This window comes from Streptococcus mitis (assembly GCF_946190285.1).
Taxonomy (GTDB): Bacteria; Bacillota; Bacilli; order Lactobacillales; family Streptococcaceae; genus Streptococcus; species Streptococcus mitis_CP.
In genome coordinates this window covers 474,483-488,719 of the sequence record NZ_CAMHZX010000001.1, presented here as the reverse complement: position 1 = coordinate 488,719, position 14,237 = coordinate 474,483, and the positions used below count along the sequence as shown (strand labels likewise).

The 14,237-nt window shown below is 39.8% G+C and carries 12 protein-coding genes; 9 read left to right on the top strand and 3 right to left on the bottom strand.

Features of this window, described 5'->3' with window-relative positions; all coding sequences use genetic code 11:
* The first annotated feature begins 16 nt into the window (after nucleotides 1-16).
* From N8L39_RS02345 to carB, 3 genes are all read left to right on the top strand, one after another.
* Nucleotides 17-940, top strand: a complete 924-nt coding sequence (locus tag N8L39_RS02345; RefSeq protein WP_261009789.1) for an aspartate carbamoyltransferase catalytic subunit — start codon at nucleotides 17-19, stop codon at nucleotides 938-940.
* A gap of 49 nt (nucleotides 941-989) precedes the next feature.
* A complete protein-coding gene (locus N8L39_RS02340) occupies nucleotides 990-2,069 on the top strand; it encodes a carbamoyl phosphate synthase small subunit (protein WP_261009790.1) in 1,080 nt (359 codons plus the stop codon).
* Between the two features lie 200 nt (nucleotides 2,070-2,269).
* The gene (gene carB, locus N8L39_RS02335) at nucleotides 2,270-5,446 is read left to right on the top strand and encodes a carbamoyl-phosphate synthase large subunit (RefSeq protein WP_261009791.1); all 3,177 of its coding nucleotides are present in this window, start codon (nucleotides 2,270-2,272) and stop codon (nucleotides 5,444-5,446) included.
* Between the two features lie 68 nt (nucleotides 5,447-5,514).
* On the opposite strand, the gene N8L39_RS02330 is transcribed toward carB, so the two are convergent.
* The 3 genes from N8L39_RS02330 to tacF are packed head-to-tail and all read right to left on the bottom strand — an operon-like array spanning nucleotide 5,515 to nucleotide 8,626.
* The gene (locus tag N8L39_RS02330; protein WP_261009792.1) at nucleotides 5,515-6,324 is read right to left on the bottom strand and encodes a LicD family protein; all 810 of its coding nucleotides are present in this window, start codon (nucleotides 6,322-6,324) and stop codon (nucleotides 5,515-5,517) included.
* Nucleotide 6,325: 1 nt separating this feature from the next.
* Nucleotides 6,326-7,129 (bottom strand): LicD family protein, encoded by an 804-nt coding sequence (locus N8L39_RS02325; protein ID WP_261009793.1) that lies wholly within the window; start codon nucleotides 7,127-7,129, stop codon nucleotides 6,326-6,328.
* A gap of 9 nt (nucleotides 7,130-7,138) precedes the next feature.
* A complete protein-coding gene (gene tacF / locus N8L39_RS02320; RefSeq protein WP_261009794.1) occupies nucleotides 7,139-8,626 on the bottom strand; it encodes a type IV teichoic acid flippase TacF in 1,488 nt (495 codons plus the stop codon).
* Nucleotides 8,627-9,065: 439 nt separating this feature from the next.
* Here tacF and N8L39_RS02315 point away from each other — a divergent pair, with 439 nt between their 5' ends.
* The 6 genes from N8L39_RS02315 (at nucleotide 9,066) to dprA (ending at nucleotide 14,191) form a co-directional block, all read left to right on the top strand.
* Complete coding sequence (locus tag N8L39_RS02315; RefSeq protein ID WP_000638495.1) at nucleotides 9,066-9,773, top strand: IspD/TarI family cytidylyltransferase; 708 nt, start codon at nucleotides 9,066-9,068, stop codon at nucleotides 9,771-9,773.
* A 4-nt stretch (nucleotides 9,774-9,777) separates the two neighbouring features.
* Nucleotides 9,778-10,800 carry a ribitol-5-phosphate dehydrogenase gene (locus N8L39_RS02310; RefSeq protein WP_000609877.1) on the top strand — a complete coding sequence of 341 codons (1,023 nt, stop codon included), beginning with the start codon at nucleotides 9,778-9,780 and terminating at the stop codon, nucleotides 10,798-10,800.
* Nucleotides 10,801-10,816: 16 nt separating this feature from the next.
* Nucleotides 10,817-11,686, top strand: coding sequence for a phosphotransferase family protein (locus tag N8L39_RS02305; protein ID WP_261009795.1), 870 nt, complete (start codon nucleotides 10,817-10,819; stop codon nucleotides 11,684-11,686).
* Complete coding sequence (locus tag N8L39_RS02300) at nucleotides 11,676-12,554, top strand: DMT family transporter (RefSeq protein ID WP_261009796.1); 879 nt, start codon at nucleotides 11,676-11,678, stop codon at nucleotides 12,552-12,554. The genes N8L39_RS02305 and N8L39_RS02300 overlap by 11 nt, the downstream gene beginning before the upstream one ends.
* 11 nt (nucleotides 12,555-12,565) lie before the next feature.
* Complete coding sequence (locus N8L39_RS02295) at nucleotides 12,566-13,255, top strand: sugar phosphate nucleotidyltransferase (RefSeq protein WP_000643974.1); 690 nt, start codon at nucleotides 12,566-12,568, stop codon at nucleotides 13,253-13,255.
* A gap of 87 nt (nucleotides 13,256-13,342) precedes the next feature.
* Nucleotides 13,343-14,191, top strand: a complete 849-nt coding sequence (gene dprA, locus N8L39_RS02290; protein ID WP_261009797.1) for a DNA-processing protein DprA — start codon at nucleotides 13,343-13,345, stop codon at nucleotides 14,189-14,191.
* Nucleotides 14,192-14,237 lie beyond the last annotated feature (46 nt).

Here is a 14,237-nt window from a genome sequence, read left to right as displayed (position 1 = left end):
AGCTAAAGGAGTAGCCATGTCAGAAAATCAACAAGCATTGAAGCATGTGGTGTCCATGGAAGACCTCACTGTTGATCAAGTCATGAAATTGATCAAGCGAGGAATAGAGTTTAAAAACGGAGCCCAGCTTCCTTATGAAGACCATCCGATTGTTTCCAATCTTTTCTTTGAGGATTCTACACGGACGCATAAGTCCTTTGAAGTAGCAGAGATTAAACTGGGGCTGGAACGACTTGACTTTGATGTGAAGACTAGTTCGGTTAATAAGGGTGAGACACTTTATGATACCATTTTAACTTTGTCTGCTTTAGGAGTGGACGTCTGTGTGATTCGCCACCCAGAGGTCGACTACTATAGAGAGTTGATTGCAAGTCCGACGATTACGACTTCTATTATTAATGGTGGAGATGGTTCGGGTCAACACCCTAGCCAGAGCTTGCTTGATTTGATGACTATTTACGAGGAATTTGGTCACTTTGAGGGTCTCAAGGTAGCTATTGCAGGTGACTTGGACCACTCACGTGTTGCCAAATCCAATATGCAGATTTTGAAACGCTTGGGAGCTGAACTGTTCTTTGCAGGACCTGAGGAATGGAGAAGTCAAGAGTTTGCAGACTATGGACAGTTTGTAACCATTGATGAAATCATTGATCAGGTGGATGTCATGATGTTTCTTCGTGTGCAACATGAACGCCATGATAGTGGAACGGTCTTTTCAAAAGAAGACTATCATGCCCAACATGGCCTGACTCAAGAACGTTATAATCGATTAAAAGAAACAGCAATCCTCATGCACCCAGCTCCAGTCAATCGTGATGTGGAAATCGCAGATCACTTGGTTGAAGCACCAAAATCACGGATTGTCCAACAAATGACCAATGGTGTCTTTGTTCGAATGGCAATCTTAGAATCCGTACTGGCGAGTAGAAACGCCAACTAAAACACAAGACGTTAAAAGACGCCAGTGAGCGTCCACGAGAGGTGAGAATATGACAAAAAGACTTCTAGTATTAGAAGATGGAACAGTTTTTGAAGGCAAGGCCTTCGGAGCAGATATTGATGTAACAGGCGAAATCGTCTTTAATACAGGGATGACCGGCTACCAAGAATCCATTACAGACCAGTCTTATAATGGACAAATCTTGACCTTTACTTATCCTTTGGTAGGAAATTATGGAATTAACCGTGATGACTACGAATCCATTATTCCAACTTGTAAGGGAGTGGTCGTTTTCGAAGAAGCACGTAGAGCTAGTAACTGGCGCAACCAAATGACCTTGGATGAATTTTTGAAAGCTAAGAAAATTCCCGGTATTTCAGGAATTGATACCCGTGCTCTGACAAAAATTATCCGTAAGCATGGCACTATGCGAGCAACATTGACTCATGTTGGAGACAGTATGGCCCATGTGACGGACCAGCTCCAAGCAACAGTCTTACCGACTGACAATATCAAACAGGTTTCTACTAAAACTTCATATCCAGCTCCAGGAGTTGGTTTGAGTGTGGTGCTAGTGGACTTTGGTCTCAAGCACTCAATCCTACGTGAACTTTCTAAGCGAAACTGTAATGTGACGGTCGTTCCGTATTCGACAACGGCAGAAGAAATTCTCCATCTCAATCCTGACGGAGTTATGTTGTCAAACGGTCCAGGTAACCCAGAAGATGTTCCACAGGCACTGGATATGATTCGTGGTGTGCAAGGGAAAATTCCAATCTTTGGTATTTGTATGGGACATCAACTCTTTGCAATGGCAAACGGTGCTAAGACCTACAAGATGAAGTTTGGTCACCGTGGATTCAACCATGCGGTACGCGAAATTGCTACAGGACGTGTGGATTTTACAAGTCAAAACCATGGTTATGCAGTTAGCCGTGAGGATTTGCCAGAACACTTGATTATCACCCACGAAGAAATCAATGACAAGTCAGTTGAAGGTGTGCGTCACAGATATCAACCTGCTTTCTCTGTCCAATACCATCCAGATGCAGCCCCTGGTCCACACGACGCTAGCTACCTATTTGATGAGTTTATCGAGATGATGGAAGCTTTTAAACAATCAAACTAAGAACGAGTAAAAGCTCGTCGGAGAATTTATTTAATGGCAACCTGAGAGTTGCCGAATAGAAAGGAGAAGATACATTGTTCGCGGAAGTGAACACGCCCTAAGAACTGTGTGAAAAAGATAAACATCGTCTTGACGCTGAAGGCGTCTGCACCTTGTTTCCTATTTTCACTGTGTTCTTTACGGGCTTTGTATCATAAACTATGCCTAAACGTACTGATATTCAAAAAATTATGGTGATTGGTTCTGGTCCGATTATTATTGGTCAGGCTGCTGAGTTTGACTACGCTGGGACCCAGGCTTGCTTGTCTTTGAAAGAGGAAGGTTATGAGGTTGTTTTGGTTAACTCAAACCCTGCCACCATCATGACGGATAAGGAAATTGCTGATAAGGTTTATATTGAACCGATTACACTTGAGTTTGTAACGCGTATTCTTCGTAAGGAACGTCCAGATGCCTTGCTTCCAACACTCGGTGGTCAGACAGGTCTCAACATGGCCATGGAATTGTCTAAAAATGGCATCCTGGATGAGCTTGGTGTTGAGCTTCTGGGAACTAAATTATCTGCCATCGACCAAGCGGAGGACCGTGACCTCTTTAAACAATTGATGGAAGAGCTCAACCAACCAATTCCAGAATCTGAAATTGTAAACACTGTTGAAGAAGCTGTTGCCTTTGCAGCGACAATTGGTTACCCAGTCATCGTTCGTCCAGCCTTTACTCTTGGTGGTACTGGTGGTGGTATGTGTGCCAATGAGGAAGAATTGCGTGAAATCGCTGAAAATGGGTTGAAATTATCACCTGTTACCCAATGTTTGATTGAGCGTTCAATCGCCGGTTTCAAGGAAATCGAATACGAAGTGATGCGTGACTCAGCTGACAATGCTTTGGTTGTTTGTAACATGGAAAACTTTGACCCAGTTGGGATTCACACAGGAGATTCCATCGTATTTGCCCCTGCGCAAACCATGTCAGACTATGAAAATCAAATGCTACGCGACGCTAGCTTGAGCATCATTCGTGCCCTTAAGATTGAAGGGGGATGTAACGTTCAGCTGGCCCTTGATCCACACAGCTTCAAGTACTATGTCATCGAAGTAAACCCTCGTGTGTCGCGTTCTTCAGCACTTGCTTCTAAGGCGACAGGTTACCCAATTGCTAAGTTGGCTGCTAAGATTGCCGTCGGTTTGACTTTGGATGAGGTCATCAACCCAGTTACAGGTTCAACCTATGCCATGTTTGAACCAGCCCTTGACTATGTGGTTGCCAAGATTCCACGTTTTCCATTTGACAAGTTTGAAAAAGGGGAGCGTCGTCTGGGTACACAAATGAAGGCCACTGGAGAAGTCATGGCGATTGGTCGTAACATCGAGGAATCTCTTCTTAAGGCTTGCCGCTCCCTTGAAATTGGGGTGCACCACAATGAAATACCTGAACTTGCAGCAGTTTCTGATGATGCCTTGATTGAAAAAGTTGTCAAAGCCCAAGATGACCGCCTCTTCTACGTGTCAGAAGCTATTCGCCGTGGTTACACACCAGAAGAAATTGCAGAGCTTACAAAAATCGATATCTTCTATCTGGATAAACTCTTACATATCTTTGAAATTGAGCAGGAGTTGGGTGCACATCCACAAAATTTAGACGTTTTGAAAACTGCCAAACTCAATGGATTCTCAGACCATAAGATTGCTGAACTATGGAAAACGACAGCTGACCAAGTTCGCCAACTTCGTTTGGAAAACAAGATTGTTCCTGTTTATAAGATGGTCGATACTTGTGCGGCAGAATTTGACTCTGAAACACCATACTTCTATTCAACCTATGGTTGGGAAAACGAGTCTATCAAGTCTGATAAAGAATCTGTACTTGTCCTAGGTTCTGGTCCAATCCGTATCGGTCAAGGGGTTGAGTTTGACTACGCAACTGTTCACTCTGTTAAGGCTATCCAGGCTGCTGGTTATGAAGCTATTATCATGAACTCAAACCCAGAGACTGTTTCAACAGACTTCTCTGTATCAGATAAGCTTTACTTTGAGCCATTGACATTTGAAGATGTTATGAACGTCATTGACTTGGAGCAACCAAAAGGTGTTATCGTTCAGTTCGGTGGTCAAACAGCTATCAACCTTGCGGAGCCATTGGCAAAAGCAGGTGTGACTATCCTTGGTACACAGGTCGCTGATCTAGATCGTGCCGAAGACCGTGACCTCTTCGAGCAAGCTCTTAAAGATTTGGATATTCCACAGCCACCAGGACAAACGGCTACCAATGAAGAAGAAGCAGTTCTTGCAGCTCGCAAGATTGGCTTCCCAGTTCTTGTCCGCCCATCTTATGTACTTGGTGGACGTGCCATGGAAATCGTTGAAAACGAAGAAGACCTTCGTTCTTATATGCGTACTGCGGTTAAGGCAAGTCCAGACCACCCTGTTCTTGTTGACTCTTATATCGTCGGACAAGAGTGTGAAGTCGATGCCATTTCAGACGGACAAAATGTCCTCATCCCAGGTATCATGGAGCATATCGAACGTGCCGGTGTCCACTCAGGTGACTCAATGGCCGTTTACCCACCACAAACCTTGTCGCAAAAGGTGCAAGAAACAATCGCAGACTATACTAAACGACTAGCAATCGGTCTTAACTGCCTTGGAATGATGAACATCCAGTTTGTCATCAAGGATGAAAAAGTCTATGTTATTGAGGTCAATCCACGTGCTAGCCGTACGGTGCCATTCCTTTCTAAGGTAACCAATATCCCTATGGCTCAAGTAGCAACCAAGCTCATTCTTGGTCAAAAACTTGAAGAACTTGGCTACCAAGATGGACTTTACCCTGAAAGTACCCGCGTTCATATCAAGGCACCTGTCTTCTCCTTTACCAAACTAGCTAAGGTAGACAGCTTACTTGGTCCTGAAATGAAGTCAACAGGGGAAGTTATGGGTTCTGATACGACTTTAGAAAAAGCTCTCTATAAGGCTTTTGAAGCTTCTTACTTACACTTGCCAACTTTTGGTAACGTTGTATTTACCATCGCTGATGATGCCAAAGAAGAAGCCTTGGACTTGGCTCGTCGTTTCCAAAATATTGGCTATGGAATCCTTGCGACAGAAGGGACAGCAGCCTTCTTTGCCAGTCATGGATTGCAAGCCCAACCTGTTGGTAAGATTGGTGATGACGATAAGGATATTCCAAGCTTTGTTCGCAAAGGAAGAATTCAAGCTATCATTAACACAGTTGGAACCAAACGAACTGCAGACGAAGATGGTGAGCAAATCCGTCGTTCAGCCATTGAACACGGAGTGCCCCTCTTCACAGCCCTAGATACAGCTAACGCCATGCTCAAAGTATTGGAAAGCCGTAGTTTTGTCACAGAAGCGATTTAAATAGAAAAAGAGAAGGTGTAACGATCTTCTCTTTTTTGTTATATTTTTTCTTGTAAACTACTGCTTAATCAGCTTTTGCGATAAGCTTTAATACTGTGGCTATACCACTCTTGCATTTCTTTTGATGGTGGTGTCATATAATCCCCATACATCTGGGTTAAAAATTGATCATATTTTTTAGGGACGGGCAACATACGGCCTTCAAACTCGGTTAAAATCAGTTCTTTAAAAGTATCAACTGGGAAGACTTCTTTCATACCTTCCTTACCAATCCCAATTCCTCCCTCATATTGAGGAGTGCTGGTTTCAGCATTTTTGACTAGCTGATCAATTTTCTTGTAAAAGTAACGAGGATTGACAAATCGGAGGGCGTACCAGCTACATAATCTTAGAAAATCTTTTAATTTGCTATCACCGTGAACTGCGCGTGATTTTTTGATATAAGCTAGTTGACGAAGGGCTACATACTTATAACTCTTGTCGACAATGCTCAAGTCTGTAAAGCGATCAATTGGGAAGACATCGATAAAGAGACTGGTGTCATGACGCTTGTACTTAACATGGTCTTCGATAACAGTAGAAGTATCCAAAATCGATGCGAAATTATGGAAGTACCAAGAAGATGTATCGTAGGAAAGAACCTTGTAGCGAGGGTGATTTTCTTCTTCAATAATCTTCAATAAGCGCTCATAATCTTCACGATAAAGGGAAATATCGATATCATCGTCCCAGGGAATCATACCTTTGTGGCGGATAGCTCCAAGCATGGTTCCATAACTTAGAAAATAAGGAATATCATGTTTCTTACAAGTCTCATCAATATAGTCTAGCAGGGCTAGTTGAATTTCTTTAATTTCTTCTTTTTCTAAATACTGCATCCTAATCCTCCAATTTATAAGCGTGAAATTCATGACTGTAGAAGCGTTTTTCTTCTGGTGGTAGGGTCATATAATCTCCATAAAATTGTGTCAAAATAGTATCAAATTTTTCAGGTGCAGGAAGGCTTAAATTCTCAAAGGGGAGATCGATTGTTTTATCGAAGGTACCACTTGGGAAGACTTCCTTCTCCTTAAATTTAGAAGGGATAAAAGCCATATACTGCCCATTCTCACGACTATATTTTTGAATTTCTTTCTCGATTTTATGTGCGAAATAACGAGGAGAAACAGGTCGAAAGAGTAACCAGAAGGCTGTTCGTATCCAATCTTTTAAAAGGCTATCCTTATAGACAATATTTTTATGTTTACTGAAAGACAGAAGTTTGAAGCTTTCCAGTTTATAACAAGTATCAATGACCTTAGGATCATCAAAGCGATCCATAGGGAAAATATCGATAAAAACACCAGACTCATAGGTTTTTGTATTTCGAGTATCAATAATTTTAGTTGTACTGTCTGTTATTTTGATAAAGTTGTTAAAGTAGTTCTTATCAGTTTCTAAGGATAAAAGTTTGTATTTGCTTTTTTCCTTTTGAAAAATGTTTATAAATCGTTGGTAGTCTTCTCGAGTCATGGACAGATCAATATCGTCGTCCCAAGGAATAAAGCCCTGATGTCGAACCGCCCCAATCAGAGTACCGTAGTTAATAATATAGTTGATATTGTGCTTTTTACAGAGAGTATCAATATAATCCAAAATTTCTAATTCAATTTGTTTGGCATCTTCAATGCTTAGTTGTTTCATTTTAAACTCCTATGATCTTTTGAATTTATTTTTTAAGGCTAGGACATGGTTTAAAAATTCATAGAAAATGCTATCTTTGGTGAAGGCAAGTAGACCAATATAGGAGATGGCTGATAGCAAGACAATCAAACCAGTATTAACCAAAAATGGCAAATTAATGACCATATTCACGGGATACAAGAAATTAATCAGGAAATAAATTCCTACAAAGGAAAGTGAAAAGAGCGAGTATCGAATAGTATAGCTAAAGATATGTCCTAAGTGGATGAGCTGTTTTCTATGGATGAAAATGATATAGAAAACAAGTAGAGAGGCCTCAGATAGCATAGTTGTCAGTAAGTAGTATTCAGGAGCCACGATATTGTTGAAAAAGAGGAGACTGTTTAAGCATAAATTGAGTAATCCTGCAAAGACTGTATAGACTGTGATACGTTTTTCATAGCCATTTGTAAAGAGAATTTGGGAACCAAGAATGGTATCTAAGGCCAGGATAATCGTACGAAAAGCGAAGAGAGAGGTTAAGATACCACCTCCGATATATTTTTCACTACCGTAAAGTAGGATGGCATTTGGTCCTAAAACCATGAGTCCAAAACTCAGTGGAATGATAAAGAAGTTAAAGATTCGACTGCCTCTGTTAACAAGGGCGACATAGGCTTCCTTATCGCCTTTTCCTAGATAGTAACTGAGACGAGGCACACTCACTCCGATAGCTCCTGTTACAACACCAGCTATAACGGTTACAATTCGTTGAGCCATGGTATAGTAACTAACGTTGACATCAATCCCTGTTTTAACGAGAAAGAGACGATCCAAAAATGTGAAGAGCATATTGGCATTGGCAAAGACCAACATGGCTGTTAAAGGGAGAAAGAGCGGTTTAAAATCACTTATGTGAATCTTAACAAGCTTAATGTCTCTTTTAATCCAAAAATAACTAATCAGATAGTTAATCAGTGTCGATAAACTCATCACAAGTGTATAGACAACAATATCGTGTTCATTTTTGACAAATAGGAAAATAGAGACCAGCATCAGGATACGGATGAAGGCAGTCTTGTAAAAAAGAAAACTATAATTTTCCAGAGCTTCATTAACCCATTCGATTGAAAAAATCTGGGCAATGAGTTGAATCCCCATAACAAGGTAGACTTTTTTGACGATTGGATTATCTGTAAAGAAGAGAGGATAGGCAAGGATATAGACAGCGGTGGTCAAAATCGTACAAGCTATGCACAAATAAAAAAGACTAGAGAAGGTTCTATTCAGATCTTTTTTGTTATCCTTGACATTGCTGATGGCTCGTAAACCGTAGTTATAGACCCCATAAGTTGCAAAGGGTAAGAAAAATGACAAAATTGTGTCGACTGAGTTGAAGTAACCATAGTCAGTTCGGTCCAAGACACGCGCGACGTAGGTACCAGTTAAGATGGGAAAAATAATATTCAAGACACGAATTCCCATGTAAGATAGAGCATTTAATTTTATACTTTTCATTCAATTTACCTCGTTTTTCATTATATCATAAAGTCAGCTAATAAGAAATGAAGGGCAGTAATACTCTTCGAAAATCTCTTCAAACCACGTCAGCGTCGCCTTACCGTACTCAAGTACAGCTTACGGCTAGCTTCCTAGTTTGCTTTTTGATTTTCATTGAGTATAAGTCAAGTAATCACTTTGAAGTTTCAAAGTTTGATTTTAAGCTTTCTTTAAGAAAACTATATTATTCTGAAGAACTCTAAAATTTCACAGCCATTTATTAGTAATGACTACAGAATTCCTAGTCACTACTAGAAATGGACTAGTTTATTTGAATAATAGAACTCCTTAATCCTTCTATTCTAGAACGGGAGGGCCGGTATTTCTTTCATGATAGGACTAGATTGTGGTATAATAGAGAGAATAAGTTTTTTTAGTAAGACAAAGGAGAAAATAGATGATTTATGCAGGAATTCTTGCTGGTGGAACTGGCACACGCATGGGAATCAGTAACTTGCCAAAACAATTTTTAGAGCTAGGTGATCGACCTATCTTGATTCATACAATTGAAAAATTTGTCTTGGAACCAAGCATTGAAAAAATTGTAGTTGGGGTTCATGGAGACTGGGTTTCTCATGCAGAAGATCTTGTAGATAAATATCTTCCTCTTCATAAGGAACGTATCATCATTACAAAAGGTGGTGCTGACCGCAATACAAGTATTGAGAAAATCATTGAAGCCATTGATGCTTATCGTCCGCTTACTCCAGAGGATATCGTTGTTACCCACGATTCTGTTCGTCCATTTATTACACTTCGCATGATTCAAGACAATATCCAACTTGCCCAAAATCATGACGCAGTGGACACAGTGGTAGAAGCGGTTGATACTATCGTTGAAAGTACCAATGGTCAATTCATTACAGATATTCCAAATCGTGCTCACCTTTATCAAGGACAAACACCTCAAACATTCCGTTGCAAGGACTTCATGGATCTTTACGGTTCTCTCTCTGCTGAAGAGAAGGAAATCTTGACAGATGCATGTAAAATCTTTGTCATTAAAGGAAAAGATGTAGCCTTGGCCAAGGGTGAATACTCAAATCTGAAGATTACAACCGTAACAGATTTGAAGATTGCAAAAAGTATGATTGAGAAAGACTAGTAAAATGATTAATCAAATTTATCAACTAACTAAGCCTAAGTTTATCAATGTCAAATATCAGGAAGAGGCTATTGACCAAGAAAATCATATCCTTATCCGTCCCAACTACATGGCGGTCTGTCATGCGGATCAGCGTTACTACCAAGGGAAACGGGATCCCAAGATTTTGAATAAAAAGCTTCCAATGGCAATGATTCACGAGTCATGTGGAACCGTTATTTCTGACCCGACGGGAACCTATGAGGTTGGGCAAAAAGTTGTCATGATTCCAAATCAGCCTCCTATGCAGAGTGATGAAGAATTTTATGAGAACTACATGACAGGGACCCATTTCTTGTCTAGTGGATTTGATGGCTTTATGAGAGAGTTTGTTTCTCTTCCTAAAGACCGTGTGGTGGCTTATGATGCTATCGAAGATACGGTTGCAGCCATTACAGAGTTTGTCAGTGTCGGCATGCACGCTATGAATCGTCTATTGACCCTTGCTCATAGCAAGCGGGACCGAATCGCCGTTATCGGAGATGGAAGTTTAGCATTTGTGGTTGCCAATATTATCAACTATACTTTGCCAGAAGCAGAGATTGTGGTTATTGGTCGTCATTGGGAAAAATTGGAGCTTTTCTCATTTGCCAAAGAATGCTATATTACTGATAATATTCCTGAAGATTTGGCCTTTGACCATGCTTTTGAGTGTTGTGGTGGTGATGGTACTGGACCAGCTATAAATGACTTGATTCGCTACATTCGTCCTCAGGGAACGATTCTCATGATGGGAGTTAGCGAATATAAAGTCAATCTCAATACTCGCGATGCCTTAGAAAAGGGCTTGCTCTTGGTTGGTTCCTCTCGTTCTGGTCGCATTGATTTTGAAAATGCAATCCAAATGATGGAAGTCAAGAAATTTGCCAATCGTCTTAAAAATATCCTTTATCTAGAAGAACCTGTAAGAGAAATTAAAGATATTCACCGTGTCTTTGCAACCGATTTAAACACAGCCTTTAAAACTGTGTTTAAGTGGGAAGTATAAGAACTGGAGGTTAATTGTGGAGAAAATCATTAAAGAGAAAATTTCTTCCCTACTTAGTGAAGAAGAGGAAGTCCTCAGTGTTGAACAACTGGGGGGAATGACCAATCAAAACTATTTGGTCAAAACAACAAATAAGCAATACATCGTTAAGTTCTTTGGTAAAGGGACAGAAAAGCTGATCAATCGTCAAGATGAAAAGTACAATCTTGAACTACTAAAGGATTTAGACTTAGATGTAAAAAATTATCTTTTTGATATTGAAGCTGGTATCAAAGTAAATGAGTATATCGAATCTGCGATTACGCTTGATTCAACGTCAATCAAGACCAAGTTTGATAAAATTGCTCCAATTTTACAAACCATTCATGCTTCTGGTAAGGAATTAAGAGGAGAATTTGCTCCTTTTGAAGAAATCAAAAAATACGAATCCTTGATTGAAGAAAAAATCCCTTATGCTAACTATGAAGCGGTTCGAGAAGAAGTCTTTTCCTTAGAGAAAAGACTGGCTGACTTAGGTGTTGACAGAAAATCTTGTCATATCGATTTGGTGCCTGAAAACTTTATCGAGTCACCTCAAGGACGACTTTATCTGATTGACTGGGAATATTCATCAATGAACGATCCAATGTGGGATTTGGCTGCCCTCTTTTTAGAGTCTGAATTCACTCGTCAAGAGGAAGAAGACTTCTTGTCTCACTATGAGAGTGAGCAAACACCTGTCTCTCGTGAAAAGATTGCAATCTATAAAATTTTGCAAGATGCTATTTGGAGTCTATGGACAGTCTACAAAGAAGAGCAAGGTGCAGATTTTGGTGACTATGGTGTGAGTCGTTACCAAAGAGCTATTAAAGGTTTGTCATATTATGGAGGTTCAGATGAAAAATAAAAATGGAGTTTCTTTTGGTCTACTCTCAGGTATTTTCTGGGGTTTAGGTCTAACGATTAGTGCTTATATCTTTTCGATTTTTACAGATTTGTCACCCTTTGTGGTGGCTGCTGCTCACGATTTCTTGAGTATCTTTATCTTACTAGCTTTTCTCTTGGTAAAAGAAGGAAAAGTTCGTCTCTCAATTTTCTTAAATATTCGCAATGTCAGTGTTATCATTGGAGCCTTGCTAGCTGGTCCTATCGGAATGCAGGCCAATCTTTATGCAGTTAAGTATATTGGAAGTTCCTTAGCTTCATCTGTATCGGCTATCTACCCTGCAGTTTCAGTTTTATTGGCTTTCTTCTTTTTGAAGCACAAGATTTCAAAAAATACTGTATTTGGGATTGTCTTGATTATTGCAGGGATTATTGCTCAAACCTATAAGGTTGAACAGGTCAATTCCTTCTACATTGGTATTCTCTGTGCATTGGTTTGTGCCATTGCATGGGGAAGTGAGAGTGTTCTTAGCTCCTTTGCCATGGAAAGTGAATTGAGTGAAATAGAAGCCCTCTTGATTCGTCAAGTGACTTCATTTTTGTCTTATCTTGTGATTGTGCTCTTCTCTCATCAGTCATTTGCAGAAGTAGCCAATGGACAATTACTAGGTCTCATGATTGTCTTTGCAGCCTTTGATATGATTTCCTACTTGGCTTATTATATCGCTATCAATCGCTTGCAACCTGCTAAAGCTACAGGATTGAACGTTAGTTATGTAGTTTGGACTGTCTTGTTTGCAGCTCTCTTCTTGGGAACAGCACTAGATATGCTGACAATTATTACGTCACTTGTAGTCATTGCTGGAGTTTATATTATTATTAAAGAATAAAGGAGATTCGTGTGAAAGCCATTATCTTAGCAGCGGGCTTAGGAACTCGCTTGCGTCCTATGACTGAAAATACCCCTAAAGCCTTGGTTCAGGTTAATCAAAAACCCTTGATTGAATACCAAATTGAGTTTCTCAAAGAAAAAGGAATCAATGACATCATCATCATTGTTGGCTACCTTAAAGAACAATTCGATTACTTGAAAGAAAAATATGGGGTTCGCCTCGTCTTCAATGATAAATACGCTGACTACAATAACTTTTACTCTCTCTATCTTGTAAAAGAAGAATTAGCCAACAGCTATGTTATTGATGCCGATAATTATCTCTTTAAAAATATGTTCCGCAATGATTTGACTCGTTCGACTTATTTTAGTGTCTATCGTGAAGATTGTACCAACGAATGGTTCTTGGTCTATGGAGATGACTACAAGGTTCAAGACATTACTGTTGATAGTAAGGCAGGTCGTATCCTTAGTGGTGTATCCTTCTGGGATGCTCCAACTGCAGAAAAGATTGTCAGCTTTATCGACAAGGCTTATGCAAGTGGTGAATTTGTTGATCTCTACTGGGACAATATGGTTAAGGATAACATCAAAGAGCTAGATGTCTATGTTGAAGAATTAGAAGGCAATAGCATCTATGAAATCGATAGTGTCCAAGACTACCATAAATTAGAAGAAATTCTTAAAAACGAAAATTAATGATTCCAACATCTGGCTGAAATAGTCGGATGTTTTTTTGATTTTTTACGAATAAATAGATGACTAGAAAAAGAAATGGAGATATTTATGAAAATCACAAACTATGAAATCTATAAGTTAAAAAAATCAGGTTTGACCAATCAACAGATTTTGAAAGTCCTAGAATACGGTGAAAATGTTGATCAGGAGCTTTTGTTGGGTGATATTGCAGATATATCAGGTTGCCGAAATCCAGCTGTTTTTATGGAACGTTATTTTCAGATAGACGATGCGCATCTGGAGAAGGAGTTTCAAAAATTTCCATCGTTCTCTATTTTAGATGACTGTTATCCTTGGGATTTAAGTGAAATATATGATGCACCTGTGCTTTTATTTTACAAGGGAAATCTTGACATCTTGAAATTTCCTAAGGTAGCGGTCGTGGGCAGTCGTGATTGTAGCAAACAGGGAACTAAGTCAGTTGAAAAAGTCATTCAGGGATTGGAAAATGAACTGGTTATTGTTAGTGGATTAGCCAAGGGGATTGACACAGCAGCTCATATGGCTGCTCTTCAGAATGGCGGAAAAACCATTGCAGTGATTGGAACAGGTTTAGATGTATTTTATCCTAAAGCCAATAAACGCTTGCAAGACTACATCGGCAATGATCATCTAGTTCTCAGTGAATATGGACCTGGTGAACAGCCTCTGAAATTTCATTTTCCTGCCCGTAATCGCATCATTGCTGGACTTTGTCGTGGTGTGATTGTAGCAGAGGCTAAGATGCGCTCAGGTAGCCTTATTACCTGTGAGCGAGCAATGGAAGAAGGGCGCGATGTCTTTGCTATTCCTGGTAGCATTTTAGATGGACTATCAGACGGTTGCCATCATTTGATTCAGGAAGGAGCAAAATTGGTGACCAGTGGGCAAGATGTTCTTGCAGAATTTGAATTTTAAGACGAAATTTCGCTTAGTAGACAAACTTTTCTTCTATATATAGGTG